This is a genomic window from Bradyrhizobium sp. 147 (genome assembly GCF_023073935.1).
Classification (GTDB): domain Bacteria; phylum Pseudomonadota; class Alphaproteobacteria; order Rhizobiales; family Xanthobacteraceae; genus Bradyrhizobium.
This window is the reverse complement of the sequence record NZ_JADPKL010000067.1, coordinates 42,359-67,901: the sequence shown is the minus strand read 5'-3', so window position 1 is coordinate 67,901 and position 25,543 is coordinate 42,359. Positions and strand designations below refer to the sequence as shown.

Here is a 25,543-nt window from a genome sequence, read left to right as displayed (position 1 = left end):
GCAATCGGATTTGGTCGCAAGGCCTCGAAGGTTCTCGCATGTTTGAGAATGGCCGGCAGAGAGCGGGGGGAGCCGACCGCCGAGGGCAGGATAAAAGCCGCAAGGTGCGGCCGGTCGGTTGTGCGAGAAAGTGTACGGATTTCAATGATCCACTAAACATTGCGGCGACTAGGAGCAAAGTTCAGCTTTCCCCAAGGCGCTGTTCTTACACGGTTTTCGATGCCTTGCGGCGGCCGGAATGACGCGCGACGATGATCTTCGGATCCGTCCCGGCCGTATCCGTTCCACGCGCGCGCCCCGGACAAAGCCGTTTCTGGCGCAGGTACTCACAGCCGCTCAGAAGGCCGGGGGCCTCTCGCAAGGCAAGGATGGCCACGGCCGTAAGTTTGGACGCGGCCGCGCCGCGAGCATCGCTGCTTCACGGCTCCTCAACGCCCGCGGCCGCGGCGCTATGGTCAAGGCGCGGGTGGTACGGCGGATGCGTTCGCCGGGCGCGTTGCGCGGCCATATCGGTTACCTGCAGCGCGACGGAGTCACTCGCGACGGCGCTCCCGGCAAACTATTCGACGCTGCGGGGGATGTTGCGGACGGTCGCGCGTTCGTCACGCGTTGCGAGGGTGACCGCCATCATTTTAGGTTCATCGTCTCGCCTGATGACGCTGGTGAACTTGCCAGCCTGCGTAGCTTCACTCGGGAGCTGATGGACCAAGCCTCGCGCGACCTTGGCACACGGCTTGACTGGGTCGCGGTCGACCATTGGAATACCGAGCATCCGCACATTCACATCCTCGTGCGGGGCCGTACCGATGACGGTGCCGACCTCGTCATCAGCCGCGATTATATCGCTATGGGCTTACGCGCCCGCGCCAGCGACCTTGTCACGCGCGAACTTGGCCCTCGTTCGGAGCTCGAGATCCGCCAGAGCCTTGAGGCGGACACGACAGCCGAACGCTGGACCAGGCTCGATCGGACGCTTGCCCGGGAAGCGGGGATGGCGGACGGCGTTATCGATTTTAGGTTCGAGCGGGATGCCGAGCGCGATCCATTGCGGGAAATTCGCATCGGGCGGATGCGGACGCTCGAGCGGCTCGGCTTGGCGGAACCTGCCGGCCCCGCGGTCTGGGTTCTGGCCGCCGATGCGGAGGCGAGGTTGCGCGCGCTGGGTGAGCGCGATGACATCATCAAGCGGCTGCACAAAACCCTCACGCGAGACGGCGCCAGCCGCACCCCCGCATCCTGGGCACTGGAGGGCGAAACTCAAGGCGAACCGATCGTTGGCCGTCTCATCGCGCGCGGGCTTGATGACGAGCTGAAGGGCACAGCTTTTGCAATCGTCGATGGGATTGACGGGCGCGTGCATCACGTGAAGCTTCCTGACGTTGAGGCGGCCGGCGATGGGCCGATCGGTGGGATTGTGGAACTGCGCCGGTTTGCGGACGCCCGTGGTCGCACACGGATTGCGCTCGCGGTTCGCTCGGAGCTCGTCCTGGACCAGCAGGTCGCGGCGGATGGTGCAACGTGGCTAGACCGGCAGCTCGTTGCGCGAAATCCTGCCGAGCTCTCGCGCAATGCGTTTGGCGCGGAGGTTCGTGCAGCACTTGAACGGCGCATCGATGTTTTGGCCGACCAAGGGCTCGCCCAGCGCGATGGTAACAAGGTCCGGCTAAGCCGCAACCTGATCGAAACCCTCCGCGATCGCGAACTCGACGTCGTCACACGACGTCTCATGAAGGAAACGGGGCTTCCGCACTCGTCATCTGATGTAGGTGAGCAGATTTCGGGGGTTTATCGTCGACGCCTGTCACTGGCCTCGGGGCGCTTCGCGATGATCGACAACGGCCTCGGGTTTCAGCTTGTGCCCTGGTCGCCTTCGCTCGAGCGGGAGTTGGGAAAACAGGTCAGCGGCATCGCCGGTCCAGGCAGCGTCGACTGGGACTTCGGTCGCAAGCGCGGCCTATCGCTTTGACCTGAGGCGATGGCGCTGCACTGCGCCCAATTGCAGGGCAGGAAAGACTTGGTTGCCTCGCGTCGACTGTCAAGGCGGAAAAATGGGAGAGGAGCGATAGTGAGCAGCGAATAGCGAATGGAGGGTCCACCGTTCTGGAACTATCTCTTCATCGCCTCCGGGTTCGCTCGACCTTGGTGGCGCTCGATCATCGACTGGACCCAGCTGTGTGGAAAAATGCGCCGTTCACCCTTAGGTCGCTGAGACTCTCAACGGCTAAATCGCACAGCAGAACCCTTCGAATCTAGATGGCCATCCCGTGTAGCGGAAACGGCATGGGGCCTTCGATCTTTAAGTGATCGGAAGGTGTCTGGCTGTGGCATGATGGCGGTGACGATACTTCCTTGCGTGCTGGTCTCGGATGCCGATGGCCAGATGCTCTGCAGAAGACTCCGGCGCTTCGCCCACCGACCACCAGAGTCCAGTTTGCTGGACTCAGTTGTGGGCGTGTCATCGAGCGGGCGAATAGCGATTTCAACCTGCTCGATTTTGATCCGGAGGCATTCGCGCGAGGTTATCCGCGTAGGCAGGCCGGCGAGCAATCGGAGAGCTCCGAGCCCGCAAGCTGGCTTTGACAGCGGATAGCCGAAGGGCAACCCGATTCGCGCAATGAAGATTTGGCAAACGCCAGTTCGCCTGTCCCGGCTCCCAGAGAGACCGCAACAGCTGACGTACAACATCCGAGCATCTGGCTGGCCAAGGCATCAACAGTCGACCGGCTGGAGGAGGACTCGCTCGACACGATGTGCGGGAGTATCTAGATGACCGTCGGCCCGGCAGTGTCGTCCCATCGGAAATAAGCTCCTGCCGGGGACGCTCCCCGCATGATTCTTGTACTCCAGGACCCCCGCCTCCCGCCGATTTAATCCGGGAACGCTCACCTCGTCGATAACGCGTTGTGGCACGCCGCACCTCTCTTGATCGCGCGCACTTACGGAGAGCTTAGGCCAGACGCGAGCTAGCCTTCCGGACATCTATAACCCGGAGCCTCGCTTCGCGAAGGCCGGCCGGTTCGCCTCGAGCGGCAGCACGGTACGAGTTGATTGTCTCATCATCCAAGCGCCTATCACGCGAAGCTGCTTGGGACGGTGCTTTGAGGCGGCCTGTTCCACGCGAGGGATCTTTTTGGGCCCAAACGCGGCTTGCCAATCTGACCCGCCGATCCCTTCGCCAGGGCGCGCGCGACTACGAGAAGCATAAGCCTCTGATTGTAGCCAACAGGTCGATTGTGTCGATATCGGCAGGCCATGTCTGCGACAAAAATCATCTGGCATCAGCTGATCCTGGTTTGCCTAATCGCGTTCACCTTCGTGTGGGCCGCGACCGAATGGACTGCTTGTCAGCTTGCGTTCCAGCCGCAGCTTGGACCGGCCTGGTTCAGATTAGGCACCTGGTCCGTCTACCAGCCGTTTGCCTTCTTCATCTGGTGGTTTGAATTCGACGCTTACGCGCCCACGATATTCCTCCAGGGGGGCGCCATTGCCGGGAGCGGTGGGATCGCGGCAGTCGCCGCAGCAATGATGCTTTCGGTCTTGCGCGCGCATGAGGCTCGCGATGTCACGACTTACGGATCAGCGCGTTGGGCCGATACGCGCGAAGTCAAACGGGCGGGGTTGCTAGGCAACGATGGCCTTGTGCTCGGGCGTTTCGATGGTCGATATCTTCGCCATGATGGGCCTGAGCACGTGCTCTGCTTTGCGCCTACCCGTTCGGGCAAGGGAGTCGGCCTTGTCGTTCCGACTCTTTTGACCTGGCCGCGTTCGGTGATCGTCCACGATATCAAGGGCGAGAATTTCCAGTTGACCTCGGGGTGGCGCGCGCACCTTGGAGATGTACTCTTGTTCGACCCGACCAACGCAGCAAGCGCGGCCTACAATCCCCTTCTTGAGATTCGCCGTGGTGATTGCGAAGTACGAGACGCGCAAAATGTCGCGGATATCCTAGTCGATCCCGAAGGGGCGCTCGAGCGGCGCAATCATTGGGAAAAAACCAGCCATTCTCTGCTCGTCGGCGCTATCCTGCATGTCCTCTACGCTGAAGCTGACAAGACACTTGCCGGGGTTGCCAGATTTCTTTCGGACCCGTGCCGCCCGATCGTGGCCACGCTGAATGCGATGCTTGCGACTCCCCATCTTGGTGATCACGTTCATCCCGTCGTCGCTTCAGCTGCGCGAGAGCTGCTCAACAAGAGCGAAAACGAGCGGTCGGGCGTGCTGTCGACCACCATGAGCTTCTTGGGCCTTTATCGCGATCCGGTCGTCGCTAAGGTCACCGCGCGGAGCGATTGGCGCATTCGCGATCTCGTCGACAGACAGAAGCCCGTTTCACTCTATCTCGTCGTGCCGCCATCCGACATCGTCCGCACCAAACCCCTGATGCGGCTCATCCTCAACCAGATCGGACGGCGCCTGACCGAGAGCCTGGATCCCGACCGGCGCCGTCAAAAGCTCCTACTGATGCTCGATGAGTTTGCAGCCCTTGGCCGCCTCGATTTTTTCGAGAGCCAGCTTGCCTTCATGGCGGGCTATGGCATTCGCAGTTTCCTGATCACTCAGAGCTTGAATCAATTAGAACGTGCCTATGGGCCGAACCACGCGATTCTCGACAATTGTCACATCCGGATCGCCTTCTCCACAAATGACGAGCGCACCGCTAAGCGCGTCTCGGATGCTCTGGGGACCGCAACCGAACTGCGCGCCATGAAAAACTATGCCGGGCATCGCTTAAGCCCTTGGCTTGGACACTTGATGGTGAGCCGCCAAGAGACGTCCCGTCCGCTCCTGACGCCCGGCGAAGTCATGCAGCTCTCATCGAAAGAGGCGATTGTGATGGTGTCGGGCCTCCATCCGCTGCGTGCCACTAAGGTTCGTTACTATGAGGACCCGCAATTTCAGAAGCGAATCGTCAAGCCCGCTGAAACAGGAACAATTCTCTTGTCCTCGCGCCCAAATGAAGACTGGTCAGGGCACCCAACCCCTGCGCCCTCGACCGAACTGCTTGCGCCTCGGCAGCAAAAGCGTGGCGATCCGAATGGAGGGCTGCGGCGCGAGCCAGAATTGCCGCAGCACGAGGAGATCGAAATCAAGGCACCGCTCGCGGAACATGAGTTCGATGCTGGTCCCGATGAGCCCGACGCAGATGCTGTCCAGGCACAAGCGCTTAGCCGCGCAATGCAGGGATTAGCGCGCGCGACCAGCCTCGACCCTGACGATGGCATGGACCTCTGAGTGGGCAAATCGGTGAAAAAGATTCAGCTCAGTGTCTACCTTGATCCGGAGACATTCAGAACCCTTGATGTCTTCGCGGAGCGTCGTGGCCAACCCAAGTCGCTGGTCGCAGAGGCCGCGATCACGTCATTTCTTTCGCCTGACGATTCCGACCGACGCGAGGCGGCTATTGCCAAGCGGCTGGATCGGACCGCACGGCTGCTCGAGCGTCTCGAACGCAATGGCAACATCACGCTCGAGACGCTCGCCCTGTTCATTCGCTTCTGGTTGACATCGGTGCCGGCATTACCAGAACAATCCAGTCCAGCCGCTCGCGCCAAAGGCGCCGAACGTTATGATCGATTCGTTGAAGCGCTTGGCCGAAGGCTTTCCAGCGGATCAACCGTTCTGAAAGAGGTGAGCTTCGATTCGAACCCCGCAATTCCAGAGTAAGCGGGCGGGCGATGCAGGACTACAAGGGAATTTGCGAGGGTGCTCGCGCCGAGTACATTTCGGCCGCAAACAACGATAGAGCCAAATCGAACGGAGCGAGCGCGTTAGATCGGTCCCGACGGCAGATATCTGAAGGTAGCAGGCCGCATGACATGAATGCTGAAATCTGAAGCGAGTTGAGACTTGCCCGGTCTCCATCGAGCTGCCGCTCACTGGAGTAACGCTGCTTGCTTGACAAGCGGAAGCCTTCCAGAGTTTCGGAAGGTCTTCTGAATAGTTGGCCTACCAGTTTTAGCGAATTGCATCGCAGGTCCTCTGTGTTAGCAATCCACGTTGTAAGGTCTTACTATGCGAACATCCTGTCGAAAAATGCGAGAACTTGCACTGCCCCACACTTCAGCAAGCTGGTGCGACGGTATCGTTTACGTCAGATTGCGATCGGGCAACGCCTGAGATCGTCTGCAATATGTTTCCACAATTCCAAAGGAACGGAACTAAATCGTCCCCCTTTCGATGGAAGGGACAGCTGCGCCACGAGAAGCCCATTGGCTTGGAGCCGTTTGAATGAGGCCCAATTCCCCCGGATGGCGACGATGGCCAAGCATCCTCACACCAAATCCAATCTGATCCGCTCTCTCGCCTCACGACAAGGCGGCGTTACACAAGCAGAGTTGCGCAAGGCCACGGGATGGAAGCTTGTCCCGATGCCCCTGATCGCCAAGCGGTGCAAGATGAAGCTGATTACCAAACGTGAGAAAGGCAACGTCACTCGCAAGAATGGTAAGATCGCCAGCAAGAGCGGCCACTTCGCCACGTACTACATGATGGCGCATGATTCGACTACGGCAGTAGCCGACGCGACTACCGACACAGTAGGTAGAAAGTCTTATCCCTCAACGCATAACCCAAGCGATGCGGAAAACGCGTCATGAGCCACAGTCCTGCAGGGCATTGCGCAGCTATCTGGACAGCGAGGCTTGGCTATTGCCGCTTTTCGCGCTGGCTATCCCGCTTCCAAGGAATGCGCGAAACTATTATAGCCCATTTCGATGCCAATGCCGAAATCGCGAAACCCGGCTCGCTCGCGGAAACAACGCAGCAGAGCTTTGACGTCTTAAGCGTCAATTTCCCTAGACCCTATTTCAACGTCCACAACGCGTTGCCTCGCGCGCGCAATCTAAACGCGATCGGCTTCACGGCTTCTTTGTCCGATCAGGTCGGAATCGCGGGAACATCGGCCGTATCCGCATCCAAGGCCGCACTGTGCAACTTGACGCGAGCGCTTGGCGACCAACTGATCCGCCGAAGCGTTCACGTAAACGCCGAGAGCTCGGGCGTCATTGAAACCCCGCTGTTTAGGAAAATCGGCATTTCCGAGGTCAGCGTGCAAGACCGCGGATCGGTCCTGCTCGAGCAGATAGCCGCGAAACACTTCGGCAAGCCACGGAAGATCGCGGCGCGTGAGCTTCCTCGCTTTCTGCGACGCATCCTACATCACCGGCATCGACGCGCCTGTCGATGGCAGACGCACACAGCCCTGAATCCGACAAGCCTTGCCGCTGTGCTCGAAGAGCCTCCCGTGACAGTCATCTGTCGTCCTCTACACCAGTCCAGTGCAGCGCTCGAATACTCACAATGAGAAGAAGAGAATGAGAAACATCGTCAAGGCAGCCGCCGTACAGATCAGCCCCGTGTTGTACAGCCGAGAGGGGACAGTCGAGAAGATCACCAAAAAGATTCGCGAATTGGGCAAGAAGGGGGTGCGTTTCGCCACGTTCCCCGAGACCATCATTCCCTACTACCCGTATTTCTCGTTCGTCCAGCCGCCCTTCACGCTTGCCAATGAGCATCAGAGGCTGCTTGAGCAATCCCTTACGGTACCCTCTGCGGAGACGCATGCGATCGGCGATGCCGCCAAGGACGCCCAAATGGTCGTTTCAGTCGGCGCCAACGAGCGGGACGGAGGATCAATCTACAACACTCAACTCCTGTTCGATGCGGACGGCACGCTGATCCAGCGTCGCCGCAAGATCACCCCTACCTATCATGAGCGGATGGTGTGGGGCCAGGGCGACGGTGCCGGCCTTCGCGCCGTAGACAGCGCGGTTGGCCGGATCGGCCAGCTTGCGTGCTGGGAACATTATCTCCCGCTGGCCAGATACGCCTTAATTGCCGATGGCGAGCAGATCCACTCCGCGATGTACCCCGGTTCGATCTTCGGCCCCCTCTTCTCCCAGCAAACGGAAGTGAGCACCCGACAGCATGCCCTTGAGTCGGCCTGCTTCGTCGTCAGCGCAACCGCATGGCTCAACGCCGACCAACAAGCCCAAATTGCCAACGACACGGGCGCTGCTATCGCACCGATTTCGGGCGGTTGCTTCACCGCTATCGTTGCCCCCGATGGTCAATTGATAGGCGAGCCCCTGAAGGAAGGTGAAGGAGATGTGATTGCAGATCTCGACTTCATCGAAATCGACGGGCGCAAGAGAGTGATGGACGCAAGCGGTCACTACAGTCGCCCTGAACTGATCAGCCTCCTGATTGACCGGACACCTTCTCCGCACGTCCATGAACGGATTATTCCCCCCAGGAGCGTGGCGACTCCCGGCCTTCACCGCGAGGCCCGCGCTCTGACGCCGCTTGAGAGTTAATGGTCCTGCCCGCCAGGGCCGGAGGAGATTGGTGCATCCCGCTTCGACCCGAACGGCCGGAGATACAGGTAGAAGGAACTAGTTTGCAGCAGGGCCATGCGGGCCGCTCGCATGATCCAGACCGATTCTCTATTGGAGAAATGCCCAGCTGCGGAGCCTCGCCGAGGCCTTCAGCCTACAGCGCACCTCGTCACTGCAGCGGCAAGTACGCTTCAGGTGTTCGAACTGTTACGCTGACCGCCGCATCGCCCATCCTTGCAGCGCCCCGCCTCGAGATCTGGATGTTGCCTCAATGAGGATCCGCTCATATCGCAAAGGCCACATCGTCAGCTCGAGACGCTCGTCACGGCAGGTCTTTCCGAGTGGCGTCCAACGGCGGGGGAGATCAGGTCCAGGCAATCCTCGCCGGGGAAGCTGGCGAAGGTGAACGCGGAGTCAAGCGACGGTGAGTTGTATGCAAGGGCATCCAGCATTCTGCGCAACACGAGCCCCATTCGGGGTAGGAATTCCATGGAGGACGATAAAACCAGATTACTTGCCGAGAAGGTGCCCACTCTTGCGCTCAACGATGCGGAGCCAGCCGCGCGGCTTGAGCGCTGGGCCAAAGAATACGCAAAATGGTGTCCTCGACCCAGCCTCCAGACGCGATGAAGATTCATAACTGCCGCCGCACGGTGCTCCAGGAGGCGCCGGCACGCTCTCAGTAAACAACCGCAGTTTCAGGGCGCAGTATCCAGCCCTATGCTGGCCGGATGGAGCAAAGAGTACTTTTCAGGTGCCCACGCCGGGCATGAACGTGCAGCACCTGCTGACGGCACTGGAGCAGATCGGTCCCGACACTCATCTGCCGGTCGTTTGTCTGGCATGCTCCTCGGTCCATTTCGTGAATGCCTACACCGGCAAGCTGCTCGGCGGCCGCAGTGCTTCCGAAGTGCGGTGAGGGCGGTCGACTGGTGAGATCCGGGGGCTCACTCCGGCTTGGGTGCGCATCCTTTCCCGATGTAGTTCGTGTACCGTCCCTGGAAAATCCAGCGCCCTGGAGCGGTGATGTTTGCTGCCGCTGCCGGCGGTCTTCGTCAAGCCTCGCCGGCATCGGAGATGGCGCTCACGGCTGGCACGGTGCGGGGCAGCGGTAGCGTGCGTTGAAGATTGCGGCTGGCCGACGAAGGCTTGCCGAGCTTGGCATCGTATTTCGCGGGCAGCACCAGAAGCCGCTTTCGCGTGAACGGGTCGGCCTTACCGGCCAGATCGCGCGCCCGCTATGCAAAGCTGTAGAACTCAACATCCATGGTGTGCCCCAACTCAACGCTACCAGGATGCACTTAAGTACATCGGCCGCTCCGACGTCAAGGCGGGCGAGCAGTGGCCTTGCGCGGAATGTGCTGCGACGTGCTGTAACAGCCGATCTGGCGCGAGTAAGCTCGCTGTCGGCAGGGACAATTCACATGGCAGTCCTCCATCAGATGCGGAAGCAACGCCCGGCGTGCGGAGGGAGCGATGGATCTCCTGGCTGGCGAGGACGGGCACAACGAGCGCTACGTCTGCCGTAGCGAGGGGGACCCGCTACGCGATTTAGCCGCCTGCCAGTGCGGCCGACCATTCCCCTAAGGCCCCGAGAAGTGAGTGGTCGCACCGGGCCAGCAGATACGTTTCAACGGCCGTGAGCTGGGCTGGACGCGCGGCACGCGAACGGTTGTAAGTCCTATCGCACGCTGGTGATGCATGCCGGAAATCGGTGAGGCGCAGGTGTATTGTGGTCGCGCGCATGAGCTGGTGCGCTTCTTATGAGGCGCCTCACCCCATAGGGAACAACGCCGGTGCGTCCGCGGGGGTCGTTCGCGACGTCGGGGGCGCGAGGGCGATGTCTAGATTGCGCCTGCGCCTCTTTTTTGGATCGGTGACTTTTTCGATTTCAAGTAAGGGTGCACGCACCGTCCGCGAAATCGCTCGTCTGTCGGCGACCTGACAGTCTAGAGGGACAAGAGGCTACGAGACGTCTGGCGCTGGTCTTTGAGAGTCCGCCGTTTCTTTCTTTCGGTACGCCAGACTGCGACCAGAATGTCCCCGCGGTTGAAGCGGCATGCGGTCTCGACGCTTTTGTCGTGCGTCATCGCAGCGCGATTCATCCGTTCGACCGAACATACAAACCACGCGCGTGCAAGCGCGGGCGGTGTGCAGTCGCAGAGAGAAGGAAGCTGGAGTATGCAGATTAGCGGCGAGCGCCGGGGAGAACCGACCTCAAGTCGGAATGAAGCTGAGGTAGACGCGCAGCCGAGTCCAAGCGATGCTCAGCAGACCAGAAAGATACCGATTCAACTTTCTGAGTGCATTTTTCAGCGACTCCAAGCCGCGACTGAGCGCGCTGGTATGGGCAAGAGCGTCGCCATCGAGGCGGCTCTTGAGCGCTTCCTGGATCCGGCGCCGCCTATAGAGGGCCTTGTTTTCGAGGCGATCGAGCGAACGAATGAGCAGGTGCTCAGTCTGCGGACGGACATCGCGATGATCGCGGAAATAGTGGCTCTCCATGTGCGATACCACCTCACGCTGACGCCGCCGATGCCGCCATCCAAGCAGGACGAGGCGTGCGTACTCGGGCTCGAGCGCTTCAAGGCGTTTGCCGAGCAGGTCGATCGTCGCGTACGGTTTGGCCGCCCCTTGCTGCAGGAGGCAATTGATCGCTCGGGAAATTCCAGCCGATCCGGGTCTGAAATGGGAGGCGGAGCGTCACGCGCCGTTCGACGAGCGCCAGCTGAAGAAGAACCCCACTGTGTGGCCGTCGTAGGTGAAAACTCAGAGGCGTGTGCTGTCGCCGAGGAGGGCGGCAGCAATATCAACTTTCGACAGCTGCCAACGCCTTGTGTTAAAGCCAGTGGCCGCGTTCCGAGCAACACGCGCAGCGATGCCGCTGGGCTGATATCAGGCGAGAAGCCGGTCAACCGGGGTTGGAGCTGGCGGATCATCTCTTGCGTGTTCCTTCCCTTTGCCGCGGGATATTATCTTTCCTACCTGTTTCGGATGATCAACACGCTAATTTGTGGCCGCCTCGCGTCTGAATTGGAGCTTGGTACGGCCGATTTGGGGCTGTTGGGCTCGATCTACTTTCTGGTCGTTACCGGCAGCCAGATTCCGATGGGCATGCTCTTGGATCGCTTCGGTCCGCGCCGAGTCCAGGGTGCGCTCTTGCTGCTGGCTGCAGCAGGCGCTGCGCTTTTCGGATTATCGAGTGGATTTCTGTCGCTTCTGGTTGCTCGCGCGATGATAGCATTTGGCACCGCAGCTTCCCTCATGTCTGGCCTGAAAACAGTCGTGCTCTGGTTTCCGAGAGAGCGCGTGGCGCTCATCAACGGCTGTATGATCATGCTGGGTGCACTGGGCGCGGTAACGGCAACCGCACCAGCCGAGGCATTGCTTAATTGGATAGGCTGGCGCGGTCTATTTGAGCTGCTTGCCGCATCCAGTGCCTCCGCGGCCGCTTCGATCTATTTTTTGGTTCCAGAGCATGAGGCAACTGCGAAGAGCCCTCCAGGAACGGTCAGCCTGAAGACCGTCTATACGGATGGGCGGTTCTGGAGAATTGCGCCGATTTCTTCAACATGTATTGGGTCCGCGTGGGCCCTGCAGTCCTTGTGGGCAGCGTCCTGGCTGAACGATGTGGAAGGGTTGGATCGAACAAGCCTTGTCACACAATTGCTCGTCATGGCGATAGCCCTAAGCATTGGCGCATTGCTGCTCGGCGTGGTCGCCGATTCGCTGCGTCGGCATGGCAAGAACATTGAAACGTTGCTCGCAATCATAGCTGCTGTGTTCATTGCAGCCGAACTCGCGCTGATATTGCATCCGCCATTTCCGTCGCTACCGTCGTGGATCATTGTGGCGGTGGTCGGATCAGCAATCGTGCTCAGCTACGCGATCATCGGAGATTACTTTCCGGCCCAACTGATCGCGCGCGCGAACGGCGTGCTCAACGTTCTGCATTTCGGGTGGGCTTTCCTCGTCCAGTACGGGACGGGGTTAATTCTCGCGCAATGGCCGGCAAAGGACGGACACTACCCCTCAATCGCGTATCAGACGGCGTTCAGTATCAATGTTGTGCTGCAGCTGGTCGCCCTGGTCTGGTTCATCGCCCCTCGGCTCAAAGAGTTGATTTGGAAATCTGAGATCGCCCTCAAGCGCAAGTCGACGGGCCAAAGCAGGTCAGTTCACGTCATTATCCCGATCGCCGAAATGGTTATCCTGAAAACCGATCAAGATGTGGAGTGGTGAAGTCGGCCCTCTGCCTGACCCGCCTCGCCGGTCTACAGGCGCGTCAAGAACGTCCGGCCGACTGATTGCCTGAGAAGCTCCAAACAGCTGGTCGGATATGCGACATGCGTCACAAGGTCGACAGGAAAGATACGAAAAATGCGTAATATCAATGAGCGCTGGCTGGCATGCGACTTGCTGTTGTTTTCCGCAGAGCCAGGTAAAGCGAATTTGAGCAATGACCAGTGTGACTGAGAGCGCAAGGCAAGTCGGTGCGGAGAATGTGCTGAGAGTCGGTTCGCCGGCTCCCTCCATCAAAGTTGAGGACTGGCTACGTGGCCAGCCCGTTACAACGTTCGAACCTGGGAAAGTATACATTATCGAGTTTTGGGCGACGTGGTGCGGACCATGTATCGCCTCGATGCAGAATTTGGTGATCCTGCAAAGCAAATACAGGAGCAGCGGAGTTGAGGTGGTGGGCATCGCGGCTCACGAACAAGCTTCGACGGCAGATGAAGCGCGAGCCAGCTTGGACGCTTGGTTGACGAAGAGCTTGCCAAATCTGAACTTCGCGATCGCATTCGACTACGCCGGCGAAATGAACAAGCTTTGGATGGATCCCAGCTTTTCTGTCGGGATTCCCTCGTCATTCGTGATCGATCGTGACGGCCGCTTCGCCTTTATCGGCCATCCGACGCAATTCGATAACGCGTTGCCCAAAGTTCTTGACGGCTCCTGGGCAGTGAGCGACGAAGCCCAAGCCCTGGATGCGGAGAGGATAACCAAGGGTCGACGCAGAAAGCGCGAACTATCGCAGAAGCGAGCGCTGGTGGAGCCGATCTTTGCCAGACTTGAAGCCGCCATGAACAGTAAGGATTGGGCGGCAGCCCTTTCAGGGGTTGAGGAGGCACTCGCTGCGATGCCGGACGAGGTCACCTTTCGTGGGCTTCATGCGGAATTGTTGCTTCACAAAATACGCGACATGCGGGCCGGCCTGGCGGTATTGCGCCAATTGGTTCGCGATGCGATCGACAAGAAATCCGTGGTTTGGATGAGCGTGGCCATCCGCCAGCTCTTCGACCCCGCGAAAGACTACTCCGGTTTTCCACATGCCGAGCGCTTTGCCATGGGCAAGGACCTCTCCGAACACATCCTGGCGGCGAATCCGCCCCAAGGCAGCGAGGGCGCGAAGTTTCTCTCGTACGGGGCGGTCGCTCGGTACTATTACGAGACCGGTAACAGGGATCGCGCGATCGAATTGGTCGAGGTGGCGCTGAAATGGCTGGATGCAGCGCCTGCCTCGGATGTAGCGAAACGGGATCTCGTGCAGTGCTCACTCCAGGCCTTGGCGAGCTACAGGAGTGAGAAGCTCTGTTACGAGGAGTGTGGTTCGACACCGCAAAACACAGCTCCCGAAAAGCCGCAACCGGGATCGCCAAGGGAGGCAGCGTGAGCAATGCTGCTGGCCATGTCTTCTCGGCCCTTGTGGTTTTGCGATCGACGTCGATGCCTTTGGGGATGTCGGGGCATTCACCTGAGGCGAGGATAGGATGAGTGAGGGGTGAACGCAGGCGAGCCGCACCACCACAACTTCTCTACGATGAATGTTTCTTCAACGTACGTCGCGATCCGGTGCGATAGCGGCGAGAATGCCTGTCCAGGTGAAGAGTGGTCGCGGGCTGCTAAAGGTGGCGTCTTATAAGATGCTGGTGGCATCTTCGAACAACCAAAAAAGATTGAAATGGGTGGTGACGTTGATGCATTCCAACTCTCAAGGAAGCTTTCTCAAGTTTTTATGGCTGGTTTCAGAAGGGATTCAGAACTTCGTTTCGCGTTGGCCACGAGCCCATTCGGGAGAGGCGGCAAACCCTGGCAACGGACGGGGTCGTTTAAAGCGGTCAGTGCCCTGTGCGCGCCGCGCTAAGGTAACACTGAGCCAAGCCGTGCCTTCATTGTCACCCCTCTTTGGTACCACGGCGCCGGGGCGAGCGTGATGCACAATCACCGCCAGCGCCGCTCTGTCAAAGCCGCCGCCCTGTTCCAGCCATCCGGCCCCTGGTACAATGTTCTTTATGTCCAGGTACTCATCGCGATCCTGATTGGCGTTCTCGTTGGTTGGTTGTGGCCTGCTGTGGGGACGAACAGCTGGGTCAAAGCGCTTGGTGACGGATTCATCAAGCTGATCAAAATGGTGATCGCGCCGATCATCTTCTGCACTGTTGTGTCCGGAATTGCGCATGTTCAGGATGCACGAAAGGTCGGCCGAGTCGGCGTCAAGGCGCTGCTTTACTTCGAGATCGTTTCAACCTTCGCGCTGATCCTGGGTCTCGTGATGGGCAATCTCGTTCAGGCCGGCCATGGGCTGGCTCCCAGGGCTGATGCCGCGGCGGTAGCCAACTACGTCAAAAGAGCGGAAGGGCAGAAGGCGGTCGATTTCCTCCTTAATATTATTCCGGATAGCGTAGTTGGCGCTCTGGCCCGAGGCGACGTGCTACAGGTGCTGCTGTTTGCCATCCTATTCGGGTTCTCGCTGATGGCGCTTGGCGAGCGGGGTGAGCGGATGCGCAGTCTGGTCGACGATGCTGCACACGCGGTGTTTGGTGTCATTAGGATCGTGATGAAGGCAGCGCCAATCGGGGCGTTCGGCGCCATGGCCTACACTATCGGCGAATTCGGACCGTCCGCGCTCGGTAAACTCATCGGCTTGGTTGCGCTGTTCTACGTGACAGCCGGGCTCTTCGTGATCATTGTGCTTGGTCTGGTTGCGCACTTGGTCGGTTTTTCTATTCTAAAGTTCATCGTTTACATCAAGGATGAGCTGCTGATCGTCCTCGGAACGTCGTCGTCCGAAAGCGCGCTGCCGCAGTTGATGGAAAAACTCGAACGGCTGGGCTGTTCCAAGCCGGTCGTTGGCCTGGTGGTGCCGACAGGATACTCTTTCAATTTGGATGGGACGAACATTTACATGACGTTGGCGACCTTGTTCATCGCGCAGGCGCTCGGGGTCGATCTCGACTTCGGCCAGCAGCTCACGATACTGGTTGTGGCGATGCTCACCTCGAAGGGCGCAAGTGGTGTTACCGGTGCCGGGTTCGTCACACTGGCCGCAACATTGACCGTGGTCAGTCCTGACCTCGTCCCGGGCATTGCGATCGTATTCTCGATCGACAAGTTCATGAGCGAGGTGCGCGCGCTTACCAACATTATCGGAAACGGTATTGCCGCGGTGTTTGTGTCGTGGTGGGAAGGCGAACTCGACCATGTCTCGCTACACGCGCAGCTCAAGTAGACCTGCGATCTCAGCTCGGCCATTGCGGACTAGAAATCACTCTTTGAATATCTGCATTCTGGGGGGCAATCGTCGTGCAGTACAGGGCCGGCCTGATTCCAGGGGGAATGGTGCAGGGTCATTACGCTCACGGTGGTGCACCAGACCAGCGTCGGCATTGGTACCTGCGGCAGCCCGCCGGCTGATGTGGTTCATTATCCCGGGTTTGAGCGTCCTCCAAAAGCGGGAGCTCAATCGTGCCTACGCGCGGCAGCGACAGTGGTTCGATTTCTCGCCTCGCCGTCGAGGGGTCGGCGCGTCAAGCCGGCGCTCTTTTCAAATGTTCCTTTTTCTACGCTAGACTTCGAACGGCATATTCCCTTTGTTGCGGTAAGACACGACCTATCTTTTATTTGCCTTCAGATGAGGGCGCCGAAGCGGCCTCAGCAGCTTGGGGCAAATCGTGGCGATCCATTCTTTTGATTCAGAAGCGAACTTGCGCGGAGCGCGTATGCTGCGTACCGCGTTGGGGCCCGCCATCGCATGGTTCTTGGAAGATCCGGCAATCGTCGAGGTGATGCTCAATCCCGACGGCCGACTGTGGATCGACCGACTGTCGAGCGGCCTTACGGATACTGGCAAGAATATATCCCCTTCTGACGGAGAGCGAATCATCCGCGTGGTGGCTCACTACGTGGGTGCCGAGGTTCATCCCGGGAGCCCACGGATTTCTGCCGAGCTGCCCGAGACGGGGGAGCGATTCGAGGGGCTGCTGCCGCCGGTCGTGGCCGCGCCAACATTTGCGATCCGAAAGCCGGCGGTCGCCGTGTTCAGCCTCGAGGATTACGTCGCAGTCGGCATTATGACGCCGGATCAGGCCGGTGCATTGAGGGATGCAGTTTGCGCGCGCAAGAACATTCTGGTCGCCGGCGGCACCTCGACCGGCAAGACGACACTGACCAATGCCCTTCTCGCCGAGGTGGCTAAAACGACTGACCGTGTCGTTCTCATCGAAGATACGCGCGAGCTTCAGTGCTTGGCGCCAAACCTCGTGGCGCTCCGCACGAAGGATGGCTTGATCTCGCTCTCCGACCTGGTCCGTTCGTCGCTTCGTCTGCGCCCCGATCGAATTCCCATTGGTGAGGTGCGCGGAGCCGAGGCGCTCGATTTGCTCAAGGCCTGGAGCACCGGACATCCGGGCGGAATCGGCACGATCCATGCCGGAACGGCGCTCGGGGCGCTACGCCGACTCGAGCAGCTAGTCCAGGAAGCTGTCGTCACAGTCCCCCGGCCGCTTATCGCCGAAACAATCAACGTAATCGCGGTGCTCAGCGGCCGCGGCGCCGAACGCCGCTTGAGCGAGCTCGCCCGCGTTACCGGCTTAGAAGCATCAGGCGATTACAGCCTTTCTGCAATTGGAGACCGATCATGACGATGCCTTCATCTCTCCGCCGCGCCAGCATTCCGGCCACGGCAATTGTGACCCTTTGGCTGAGCAGTATCCCGGCGTGCGCCGCTGGCTCAAATATGCCGTGGGAGCAACCGCTCAACCAGATTTTGCAATCGGTCGAGGGTCCCGTCGCCAAGATTATTGCGGTCATCATCATCATTGTCACCGGGCTCTCGCTCGCATTTGGCGACACGTCTGGTGGCTTTCGTCGCCTGGTTCAGATCGTGTTCGGTCTGTCCATCGCCTTTGCGGCATCAAGCTTCTTTCTGTCTTTCTTCTCCTTCGGCGGCGGCGTGGTGATCTAATGGAGGAGCCTGTCGCAGGCTTTATCGCGCCCGTGCATCGTGCGCTCACCGAGCCTATCCTGATGGGCGGTGCGCCGCGCGCCGTGGCGATCGCCAACGGCACGTTAGCGGCGGCACTCGGTCTTGGGCTGCGCCTGTGGGTTGCCGGCCTCCTCCTCTGGTTCGTCGGCCACATGGCCGCCATCTGGGCCGCAAAACGCGATCCCGATTTCGTGGAAGTCGTGCGCCGGCACGTCCGTATTCCAAGCCACCTCAGGTCCTAGAGTTGCCTATGATGAATCTTGCCGAATATCGCCGTTCAAACACGCGCCTTGCCGACTTCCTGCCTTGGGCGGCCCTGGTCGATGAGGGCGTCATTCTCAACAAGGATGGATCCTTTCAGCGAACGGCCCGGTTCAGAGGGCCGGATCTCGACAGCTCAGTGCCGGCCGAGCTTGTTGCTGTCGCAGGCCGCCTCAACAATGCGCTCCGTCGCCTCGGATCGGGGTGGGCCGTCTTCGTCGAGGCGCAACGGCATTCGGCAGGACGCTATCCGCCGGATACATTCCCGGACGTCGCCTCGGCGCTGGTGGATGCGGAGCGGAAAGCGCAATTCGAGGAGGCCGGCAGCCACTATGAGTCGAGCTACTATCTGACTTTCCTCTATCTGCCTCCGGCAGAGAGTGCGGCCGTGGCGGAGCGCCTGCTGTACGAGGGCAGCCATCGCGCTGCGGGAGCGGATGCGCGCGAGGTGCTTGCCGGCTTTGTCGACCGGACCGGCCGCGTCCTGCAGCTCGTCGAGGGTTTCATGCCGGAATGTGGCTGGCTCGATGACGAGCAAACGCTGACCTACCTGCATTCGACGGTCTCGACCAAACGGCATCGCGTGCGCGTGCCAGAAATTCCGATGTATCTCGATGCGTTGCTTGCCGATCAATCCCTGACAGGAGGTCTCGAGCCCATGCTGGGCGAGGCGCATCTGCGCGTTCTGACGCTCGTGGGCTTTCCGACCGCGACCACGCCCGGAATTCTCGACGACCTGAACCGGCTGGCATTCCCGTATCGCTGGTCCACGCGGGCGATCATGCTCGACAAGACAGATGCCACAAAGCTCCTCACCAGGATCAGGCGGCAATGGTTTGCCAAGCGCAAGTCGACCGCGGCGATCCTGAAGGAGGTGATGACGAACGAGGCCTCCGCGCTTCTGGATACCGATGCCCACAACAAGGCGATGGACGCCGACAGTGCGCTCCAGGAATTGGGCTCGGATCAGATCGCACAGGTCTTCGTTACGGCAACGGTCACGGTCTGGGACGGGGATCCTCGCGCAGCCGACGAAAAGCTCCGCCTCGCCGAAAAGGTCGTCCAAGGCCGCGACTTCACCTGCATGGCCGAGACGGTCAATGCCGTCGAAGCCTGGCTCGGCAGCCTGCCGGGACAAACTTACGCAAACGTCCGCCAGCCGCCGGTCTCGACCCTGAACCTCGCCCATATGATCCCGCTATCTGCCGTATGGGCCGGAGAGGTGAGGGATCACCACCTCAACGCGCCCCCATTGTTCTTCGGTAAGACTGAGGGTTCCACGCCATTCCGGTTTTCGCTGCATGTCGGAGATGTCGGCCACACCATGGTCATCGGGCCGACGGGCGCCGGTAAGTCGGTGCTGCTCGCGCTCATGGCGCTGCAGTTCCGCCGCTATCGCGAGGCGCAGATCTTTGCGTTCGACTTCGGAGGCTCGATCCGCGCATCGGCCATCGCCACGGGGGGCGACTGGCATGATCTCGGCGGCGCCCTGGAGTCCTCAGAATTCGTCTCGCTCCAGCCGCTTGCAGGCATCGACGATGTCGGCGAGCGAGGCTGGGCATCCGACTGGATCGCATCGATCCTGACGCGCGAGCGGATCGAAGTCACCCCTGAGACCAAGGATCATGTCTGGTCGGCGTTGACCTCACTCGCCTCGGCACCAGTTAAGGAGCGGACTCTGACTGGGTTCTCCGTTCTTCTGCAGTCCAACGCTCTCAAGCGCGCGCTGCAGCCCTACTGCCTCGGTGGTCCATACGCCCTGTTGCTCGACGGCGAATATGAACGGCTGGGTGAAGCCTCCGTCCAGGTGTTCGAGACCGACGGATTGATTGGGACCTCTGTCGCGCCCGCAGTTCTGGCCTATCTGTTTCACCGGATCGAGGACCGCTTTGACGGCCGTCCGACACTGCTCATCATCGACGAAGGCTGGCTTGCGCTCGATGACGCCGATTTTGCCGGCAAGCTCCGCGAGTGGCTCAAAACCCTCCGCAAAAAGAACGCCTCGGTCGTGTTTGCGACCCAATCGCTTGCCGATATCGATGGCTCCAAAATCGCGCCTGCCATCATCGAGAGCTGCCCGACCCGCATCCTTTTGCCAAACGATCGCGCCATCGAGCCGCAGATCAAGGCGATTTACCGTCGCTTTGGGCTCAACGACCGGCAGATCGAGATCCTCGCCCGCGCCACTCCGAAGCGGGACTACTACTGCCAATCGCGCCGCGGCAACCGCCTGTTCGAGCTCGGACTTGGCGAAATCGCGCTCGCCTTCGCGGCCGCCTCGTCCAAAGCCGACCAGGCTTTGATTGATCGGGTGCTTGCCGAGCACGGAAGGGACGAGTTCGTCACCGGCTGGCTCAAGGCGCGCGACCTCGGCTGGGCCTGCAATCTCATTCCGCAGTTCGCCAAACAAGGAGCGCTCTGATGAGCTGTATCCGCCCGCTTCTGGCAGCAAGTATCATCGCCATGACCATGATCCAAGCGCCCCGCGAAGCGAAGGCGCAGTGGATCGTGTTCGATCCCAACAACTACGTTCAGAATGTGCTGACGGCCGCGCGTGAGCTGCAGCAGATCAACAATCAGATCACTTCGCTCCAGAACCAAGCGCAGATGCTGATCAATCAGGCGAAGAACCTGGCGAGCCTGCCTTATTCATCCTTGCAACAGCTCGAGAAGTCGATTCAACGCACCCAGCAGCTACTCTCGCAGGCGCAGCGGATTGCCTACGACGTCCAGCAGATCGATCGCGCGTTTTCCACCACCTATGCGCCGGCATCGGCGAGCATGTCCGATGGGCTCCTGGTCGCAAATGCCCAAACACGCTGGCAGAACTCAGTTGCCGGGCTGCAGGACGCCATGAGGGTCCAAGCGAGCGTTGTCGGCAATCTCGACGCCAACCGCATCCAGATGTCCGCCCTCGTGACGGCGAGCCAGGGCGCAGCGGGTGCGCTCCAGGCAAGTCAGGCCGGCAACCAGCTCCTTGCGCTGCAAGCCCAGCAGCTTGCGGACCTTACGGCGACTGTTGCCGCGCAAGGTCGCGCACAGACGCTCGAATCCGCCCAACGGGCTGCAGCGCAGGAGCAGGGTAGGGAGCAGCTGCGGCGCTTTCTCAATCCGGGCCAAAACTATCAACCGACAACCGTGCAGATGTTCCACTGATCATGAAAATACGATTTGAACGATTACCTGTCGCGGCAGCAGCTGGTCTTGCTGTCCTGTTGGTTGCCGCCTGCGCCATTCGCCTGCGCACCGACGAGAGCGCGACCCAGTCTTCCGTCTCTCTAGCCTCAAAACCGGATTTGACCGCAGCAAAGCTCGAGCAATGCCGTACCGTCACCTACGAGCAGAAAGACGCTCTGCCTGAATGCCAGAAGATCTGGGCCGAGCAGCGCAATCAGTTCTTAGGCGGAAGCAGGTCAATTGATGGTTCGCATAGCCGGACCGGCGCGGCGCCATTCCCCTCTCCAGTCCCGCGTAAAGACGAAGGTCGCCTCCCGTCCGGCTTTCCCTCCATTCCGAGCCAAAGCGAGTGAGCCATGGGCGGCACGGGCGTCATCGACCAGTTTCTGGAAGCTTTCACCCGCTACATCGATTCCGGATTCGGTCTGGTCGGGGGCGAAGTCGGATATGTCGCCACAACGCTGGCTGCAATCGACATCACCCTGGCTGGCCTGTTCTGGTCATTCGGAACGGACGAGGACATCATCGCCCGGCTGGTCAAGAAAACCTTGTTTGTCGGCGTCTTTGCTTACCTGATTGGCAATTGGAATAACCTCGCCCGGATCGTCTTCGAAAGTTTTGCGGGGTTAGGTCTGAAAGCCTCAGGGACAAGCCTTTCGTCAGCAGATTTCCTAAGGCCGGGCCGCATTGCGCAGGTAGGCCTTGATGCAGGCCGGCCAATCCTGGACTCCATCTCTGGGCTGATGGGCTATGTCAGCTTCTTTGAGAATTTCGTGCAAATCGTGGTCCTGCTGTTTGCTTGGACCGTGGTGCTGCTCGCGTTCTTTATCCTGGCGATCCAGCTGTTCGTGACCCTCATCGAATTCAAGCTGACGACACTTGCCGGGTTCGTCCTGATCCCCTTCGGCCTGTTCGGCAAGACCGCTTTTGCGGCTGAACGGGTGCTGGGCAATGTCATCTCATCGGGGGTCAAGGTTCTGGTCCTTGCCGTCATCGTGGGCATCGGGTCGACCTTGTTCTCGCAGTTCACGAGCGGCTTTGGCGGCAACCAGCCGACCATCGAGAATGCGATGGCACTTGTCCTGGGCGCGCTCGCCCTCTTGGGCCTTGGCATCTTCGGCCCCGGTATCGCCAATGGCATCGTCTCCGGAGGTCCGCAGCTTGGCGCAGGCACCGCCGTCGGCACGGGCCTCGCTGCCGGTGGGGTGATCGCGGCAGGAGCTGGCGCTGCCGCCGGCGCTGCAGGTCTTGCCGCCGGCGCGATTGCGGGCTCGCTGCGCGGTGGAAGCGCGATTGCAAGTGGCGCGACGAACATGTTGCGGGCGGGAAGCTCCGGCGTCGAGGCGAGCGCGCCAGGCGCGGCAAGTCCCTTGCGTTCGCTCGCAGCCGGCCTTGGGCGAGCGACTGGTCATGTCGGTCAGGAGGAGGGGGGCTCCTCGGCCGCCCCCGACAGCCCGCCAGCCTGGGTTCGGCGTATGAAGCGTGCGCAGACCATCCAACAGGGAGCATCAGCGGCCACGCACGCGGTTCGGTCAGGCGATCACGGCGGGAGCGGCGCATCGGTGGACCTCTCACAAGACAATCGCTGAGTTCGCTGTCTCTCCAAAATCCATTTCCAACCATGCCTTGAGGTCAGACAAATGTTCAAACGATCGGCCGTTCACTATGGCCGCACGCCGGAGCCGGTCACGCCCTATCAACGCGCAGCTCAAGTCTGGGATGACCGCATTGGTGCAGCACGAGTCCAGGCCAAGAACTGGCGGCTCATGGCATTCGGCTGCCTGTTCCTCTCCGCGGGCTTTGCTGGAGCTCTGGTCTGGCAATCAGCCCATGGCACGATCACGCCCTGGGTGGTTGAGGTCGATCAATTGGGTGAAGCGAAAGCACTTGCCCCTGCAAATGCTGCCTACCAGCCGACGGACCCTCAAATAGCGTTTCACCTGGCGCGCTTCATCGAGCACGTCCGCGGCTTGCCGATGGACGCGATTGTCCTCCGCGAGAACTGGCTGCGTGCCTACGACTTCACGACCGATCGCGGCGCCGCCGCGCTCAACGACTATGCCCGCAACAACGACCCCTTCGCTAAGCTCGGAAAGTCTCAAATCGCGATCGAGGTCTCGAGCGTCATCCGAGCCTCGCCTGAGAGCTTTCGCCTCGCCTGGATCGAGCGCCGCTACGATAACGGCCAACTTGCCGCAACGGAACGGTGGACTGCCATCCTTACCATCGTCGTGGAAATGCCTCGCGATCTGGATCGCCTACGCAAAAATCCCCTTGGCATCTACGTCAACGCTATCAACTGGTCAAAGGAGCTCGGCTAACATGCCGTCAGGTCTTGTTTTTGTGTCACGAAAAGCGCGGCCGTGCTTGCCTCTGGCTCTTCTGGTCTGTGTCTCGACGCTCGGCGGCTGCACGACCTTCAGGCCGCCGCAAATCAGCTACGACAACGAGCTCCCGCCGGCACCGGACTTGCCGGCGCTTGCCGATGATCGCCCGCGACCGCTACATGTGCCACCGACCTGGAAGGCTGCACGAGGCGGCAAGAGCGCGGAGGCCGAGGAGCCTGTCGAGCGCATCGAAACCGCAAATGACGCTGCACGCGTGCAGCCTCGCAAAGCCGGCTACTACAATGCGGTGCAAGTGTTTTCCTATAGTCCGGGCGCGCTCTACCAGATCTATGCCGCGCCGGGGCAAATTACGGACATTGCGCTCGAGCCCGGTGAGCAGCTGATCGGCTCAGGACCGCTCGCCGCAGGCGATACCGTCCGCTGGGTGGTCGGCGACACCGAGAGTGGCAGCGGCGTCGCCCGCCGCGTTCACATCATGGTCAAGCCAACCCGTCCCTCGATCGAGACCAACCTCGTCGTCAATACTGATCGCCGGACTTACCTGATCGAGCTTCGCGCCAACGAAAAGCCCTATATGCCCTCGGTCGCCTGGTTCTATCCGCCGGATGCTGGCGGGCGAGCTCAAGCTTTACCGCCGGCACCCTTTATTCCGGACCTGCCGGCGCGCCGCTATCGCTACGCCATCGAGGGCGACAGCCCGCCTTGGCGTCCCGTCAACGCTTATGATGACGGCCGAAAAACCTACATTGAATTCTCCCCCGGCGTCAGTCAGGGCGAGATGCCGCCGCTCTTCTTGATCGGGCCCGACGGCAAAACCGAGATCGTCAACTACCGCGCTTACGGAAATGTGCTGATTGTTGACCCGCTGTTCGCGGCCGCGGAACTGAGGCTGGGGGAGGAGCACCAGCAGAAGGTCAGGATCGTGCGAACCGACGGGAGGTCGCTTTGAACGATACGGACCAGGCGATCGATACACCAAAGGAAGCGCCTCGGGGCAAGCCGCCGGAAGAGATTGCCGAAACCCTGCGGCTCCGGCCGGATCGGCCAAAAGTTGCGCGCCTCTCGCGGAAAGTCCTTATCGGCGGCAGCGCCCTTGTGCTCGCGCTGATCACTGGCGCGGTGCTCTGGGCGCTGCACTGGAAACGGTCAGGTACTTCAGCACCCGAGGAGCTTTACGCGACTGACCACCATAACGTCGCCGATCAGCTCGCGACCTTACCGAAGGATTACACCGAGATCCCGAAGGACGTGCCGCGCCTGGGGCCGCCTTTGCCCGGTGATCTCGGTCGGCCGATCGTCGCAGCACAGGGATCTTCGACATCCAGCTCGCTCGGTATTGATGCCGAACAGCAGCGTGTCAATCAGGAGAGCGAGGCGGCACGGACCAGCAAGGTATTTGCCAGCACCAATGTCCGGCCACAAGCCCCCGCCACTTCATCGAGCGAAGCCCGTTCGAGCGGCGTGCCATCATCCGACGAAGCATTTGCGCAGAATGGCCAAGACCGAAAGCTTGCGTTCGTCAGTGCAACGGTCGATCGTCGGACGACAAGCTCCGATCGCCTTGTGAGGCCGGCTTCGCCTTTTGTCGTTCAGGCCGGAACGGTCATTCCGGCCGCTCTCATCACAGGAATCCGCTCCGACCTGCCTGGCCAGATCACGGCGCAAGTCACAGAGTCGGTGTACGATTCTCCTACCGGGCGAGCTCGCCTTATCCCTCAGGGAGCAAGGCTGATCGGGAGCTACGATAGCCAGGTCGCATTTGGGCAGTCGCGCGTGCTCCTGGTCTGGACGCGCCTTATCATGCCGAATGGGAGGTCGATTGTTCTGGAACGGCAGCCCGGTGCAGATGCGGCAGGCTTCTCTGGTCTTGAGGACGAGGTCGACAATCATTGGAAGGAACTGTTGGGGGCGGCCGCTCTTTCGACGCTGCTTTCCGTCGGCACGGAGGTGAATTCCGGGGCGGATAACGGCAATACCAACAACGATCTCATTGCCGCCCTCCGCCGTGGAGCTGGGGATTCGATCAATCAAACAGGCCAGCAGGTTGTCCGCCGCAATCTCAACATACAGCCGACTTTGACGATCCGTCCGGGATTTCGGGTACGGGTGATCGTCAACCGTGACCTGATGCTCGAACCGTATAGAGGCTGAGGACG

Annotated in this window: 20 protein-coding genes; all 20 read left to right on the top strand. The window is 60.3% G+C overall.

Annotated features, from left to right (window positions below; translation table 11 throughout):
• Positions 1 to 238: 238 nt before the first annotated feature.
• The gene (locus IVA87_RS14935; protein ID WP_247305769.1) at positions 239 to 1,966 is read left to right on the top strand and encodes a VirD2 family relaxase/mobilization nuclease; all 1,728 of its coding nucleotides are present in this window, start codon (positions 239 to 241) and stop codon (positions 1,964 to 1,966) included.
• A 1,286-nt stretch (positions 1,967 to 3,252) separates the two neighbouring features.
• On the top strand, positions 3,253 to 5,232 hold the full coding sequence (locus tag IVA87_RS14930) for a conjugal transfer protein TraG (protein ID WP_247334039.1): 1,980 nt from the start codon (positions 3,253 to 3,255) through the stop codon (positions 5,230 to 5,232).
• A 12-nt stretch (positions 5,233 to 5,244) separates the two neighbouring features.
• On the top strand, positions 5,245 to 5,664 hold the full coding sequence (locus tag IVA87_RS14925) for a CopG family transcriptional regulator (RefSeq protein WP_247278024.1): 420 nt from the start codon (positions 5,245 to 5,247) through the stop codon (positions 5,662 to 5,664).
• Positions 5,665 to 6,257: 593 nt separating this feature from the next.
• The gene (locus IVA87_RS14920; protein ID WP_247305772.1) at positions 6,258 to 6,596 is read left to right on the top strand and encodes a hypothetical protein; all 339 of its coding nucleotides are present in this window, start codon (positions 6,258 to 6,260) and stop codon (positions 6,594 to 6,596) included.
• Entirely contained in the window at positions 6,593 to 7,303 is a 711-nt protein-coding gene (locus tag IVA87_RS14915) for an SDR family oxidoreductase (protein WP_247305775.1), read from the top strand. Before IVA87_RS14920 ends, IVA87_RS14915 begins: the two co-directional genes overlap by 4 nt.
• A 10-nt stretch (positions 7,304 to 7,313) precedes the next feature.
• Positions 7,314 to 8,315, top strand: coding sequence for a nitrilase-related carbon-nitrogen hydrolase (locus tag IVA87_RS14910; RefSeq protein ID WP_247334038.1), 1,002 nt, complete (start codon positions 7,314 to 7,316; stop codon positions 8,313 to 8,315).
• A gap of 790 nt (positions 8,316 to 9,105) precedes the next feature.
• On the top strand, positions 9,106 to 9,255 hold the full coding sequence (locus tag IVA87_RS14905; RefSeq protein ID WP_247278021.1) for a hypothetical protein: 150 nt from the start codon (positions 9,106 to 9,108) through the stop codon (positions 9,253 to 9,255).
• Positions 9,256 to 11,330: 2,075 nt separating this feature from the next.
• Complete coding sequence (locus IVA87_RS14900; RefSeq protein WP_247305827.1) at positions 11,331 to 12,578, top strand: MFS transporter; 1,248 nt, start codon at positions 11,331 to 11,333, stop codon at positions 12,576 to 12,578.
• Between the two features lie 217 nt (positions 12,579 to 12,795).
• Positions 12,796 to 14,010 (top strand): TlpA disulfide reductase family protein, encoded by a 1,215-nt coding sequence (locus tag IVA87_RS14895; protein ID WP_247334037.1) that lies wholly within the window; start codon positions 12,796 to 12,798, stop codon positions 14,008 to 14,010.
• A 540-nt stretch (positions 14,011 to 14,550) separates the two neighbouring features.
• Positions 14,551 to 15,846 carry a C4-dicarboxylate transporter DctA gene (gene dctA, locus IVA87_RS14890; protein ID WP_247278019.1) on the top strand — a complete coding sequence of 432 codons (1,296 nt, stop codon included), beginning with the start codon at positions 14,551 to 14,553 and terminating at the stop codon, positions 15,844 to 15,846.
• A 490-nt stretch (positions 15,847 to 16,336) separates the two neighbouring features.
• Positions 16,337 to 17,257 carry a P-type conjugative transfer ATPase TrbB gene (gene trbB, locus IVA87_RS14885; RefSeq protein ID WP_247305784.1) on the top strand — a complete coding sequence of 307 codons (921 nt, stop codon included), beginning with the start codon at positions 16,337 to 16,339 and terminating at the stop codon, positions 17,255 to 17,257.
• 2 nt (positions 17,258 to 17,259) lie between these two features.
• Positions 17,260 to 17,580 (top strand): TrbC/VirB2 family protein, encoded by a 321-nt coding sequence (locus tag IVA87_RS14880; protein ID WP_247278044.1) that lies wholly within the window; start codon positions 17,260 to 17,262, stop codon positions 17,578 to 17,580.
• Positions 17,580 to 17,843 carry a VirB3 family type IV secretion system protein gene (locus IVA87_RS14875; protein WP_247278017.1) on the top strand — a complete coding sequence of 88 codons (264 nt, stop codon included), beginning with the start codon at positions 17,580 to 17,582 and terminating at the stop codon, positions 17,841 to 17,843. The genes IVA87_RS14880 and IVA87_RS14875 overlap by 1 nt, the downstream gene beginning before the upstream one ends.
• Before the next feature lie 8 nt (positions 17,844 to 17,851).
• Positions 17,852 to 20,284: a conjugal transfer protein TrbE gene (trbE, locus tag IVA87_RS14870; protein WP_247334036.1), complete on the top strand. Its 2,433-nt coding sequence runs from the start codon at positions 17,852 to 17,854 to the stop codon at positions 20,282 to 20,284.
• Positions 20,284 to 21,018 carry a P-type conjugative transfer protein TrbJ gene (gene trbJ, locus IVA87_RS14865; RefSeq protein ID WP_247334035.1) on the top strand — a complete coding sequence of 245 codons (735 nt, stop codon included), beginning with the start codon at positions 20,284 to 20,286 and terminating at the stop codon, positions 21,016 to 21,018. The genes trbE and trbJ overlap by 1 nt, the downstream gene beginning before the upstream one ends.
• A gap of 2 nt (positions 21,019 to 21,020) precedes the next feature.
• A complete protein-coding gene (gene trbK-alt / locus IVA87_RS14860; RefSeq protein WP_247305793.1) occupies positions 21,021 to 21,392 on the top strand; it encodes a putative entry exclusion protein TrbK-alt in 372 nt (123 codons plus the stop codon).
• A gap of 3 nt (positions 21,393 to 21,395) precedes the next feature.
• Positions 21,396 to 22,628, top strand: coding sequence for a P-type conjugative transfer protein TrbL (gene trbL / locus IVA87_RS14855; RefSeq protein WP_247305796.1), 1,233 nt, complete (start codon positions 21,396 to 21,398; stop codon positions 22,626 to 22,628).
• Positions 22,629 to 22,679: 51 nt separating this feature from the next.
• Positions 22,680 to 23,360, top strand: a complete 681-nt coding sequence (gene trbF, locus IVA87_RS14850) for a conjugal transfer protein TrbF (RefSeq protein WP_247278012.1) — start codon at positions 22,680 to 22,682, stop codon at positions 23,358 to 23,360.
• Position 23,361: 1 nt separating this feature from the next.
• Positions 23,362 to 24,336: a P-type conjugative transfer protein TrbG gene (gene trbG, locus IVA87_RS14845; protein WP_247334034.1), complete on the top strand. Its 975-nt coding sequence runs from the start codon at positions 23,362 to 23,364 to the stop codon at positions 24,334 to 24,336.
• Positions 24,333 to 25,538 carry a TrbI/VirB10 family protein gene (locus IVA87_RS14840; protein WP_247334033.1) on the top strand — a complete coding sequence of 402 codons (1,206 nt, stop codon included), beginning with the start codon at positions 24,333 to 24,335 and terminating at the stop codon, positions 25,536 to 25,538. The genes trbG and IVA87_RS14840 overlap by 4 nt, the downstream gene beginning before the upstream one ends.
• Positions 25,539 to 25,543: the final 5 nt, after the last annotated feature.

What these genes read in the sequence shown, in the direction of transcription:
- IVA87_RS14935 (WP_247305769.1), top strand. Translation starts at nt 239, where the DNA reads ATGACGCGCGACGATGATCTTCGGATCCGTCCCGGCCGTATCCGTTCC.
- IVA87_RS14930 (WP_247334039.1), top strand. Translation starts at nt 3,253, where the DNA reads ATGTCTGCGACAAAAATCATCTGGCATCAGCTGATCCTGGTTTGCCTA.
- IVA87_RS14920 (WP_247305772.1), top strand. Translation starts at nt 6,258, where the DNA reads ATGGCCAAGCATCCTCACACCAAATCCAATCTGATCCGCTCTCTCGCC.
- IVA87_RS14915 (WP_247305775.1), top strand. Translation starts at nt 6,593, where the DNA reads ATGAGCCACAGTCCTGCAGGGCATTGCGCAGCTATCTGGACAGCGAGG.
- IVA87_RS14910 (WP_247334038.1), top strand. Translation starts at nt 7,314, where the DNA reads ATGAGAAACATCGTCAAGGCAGCCGCCGTACAGATCAGCCCCGTGTTG.
- IVA87_RS14905 (WP_247278021.1), top strand. Translation starts at nt 9,106, where the DNA reads ATGAACGTGCAGCACCTGCTGACGGCACTGGAGCAGATCGGTCCCGAC.
- IVA87_RS14900 (WP_247305827.1), top strand. Translation starts at nt 11,331, where the DNA reads ATGATCAACACGCTAATTTGTGGCCGCCTCGCGTCTGAATTGGAGCTT.
- IVA87_RS14895 (WP_247334037.1), top strand. Translation starts at nt 12,796, where the DNA reads ATGACCAGTGTGACTGAGAGCGCAAGGCAAGTCGGTGCGGAGAATGTG.
- dctA (WP_247278019.1), top strand. Translation starts at nt 14,551, where the DNA reads ATGCACAATCACCGCCAGCGCCGCTCTGTCAAAGCCGCCGCCCTGTTC.
- trbB (WP_247305784.1), top strand. Translation starts at nt 16,337, where the DNA reads ATGCTGCGTACCGCGTTGGGGCCCGCCATCGCATGGTTCTTGGAAGAT.
- IVA87_RS14880 (WP_247278044.1), top strand. Translation starts at nt 17,260, where the DNA reads ATGCCTTCATCTCTCCGCCGCGCCAGCATTCCGGCCACGGCAATTGTG.
- IVA87_RS14875 (WP_247278017.1), top strand. Translation starts at nt 17,580, where the DNA reads ATGGAGGAGCCTGTCGCAGGCTTTATCGCGCCCGTGCATCGTGCGCTC.
- trbE (WP_247334036.1), top strand. Translation starts at nt 17,852, where the DNA reads ATGATGAATCTTGCCGAATATCGCCGTTCAAACACGCGCCTTGCCGAC.
- trbJ (WP_247334035.1), top strand. Translation starts at nt 20,284, where the DNA reads ATGAGCTGTATCCGCCCGCTTCTGGCAGCAAGTATCATCGCCATGACC.
- trbK-alt (WP_247305793.1), top strand. Translation starts at nt 21,021, where the DNA reads ATGAAAATACGATTTGAACGATTACCTGTCGCGGCAGCAGCTGGTCTT.
- trbL (WP_247305796.1), top strand. Translation starts at nt 21,396, where the DNA reads ATGGGCGGCACGGGCGTCATCGACCAGTTTCTGGAAGCTTTCACCCGC.
- trbF (WP_247278012.1), top strand. Translation starts at nt 22,680, where the DNA reads ATGTTCAAACGATCGGCCGTTCACTATGGCCGCACGCCGGAGCCGGTC.
- trbG (WP_247334034.1), top strand. Translation starts at nt 23,362, where the DNA reads ATGCCGTCAGGTCTTGTTTTTGTGTCACGAAAAGCGCGGCCGTGCTTG.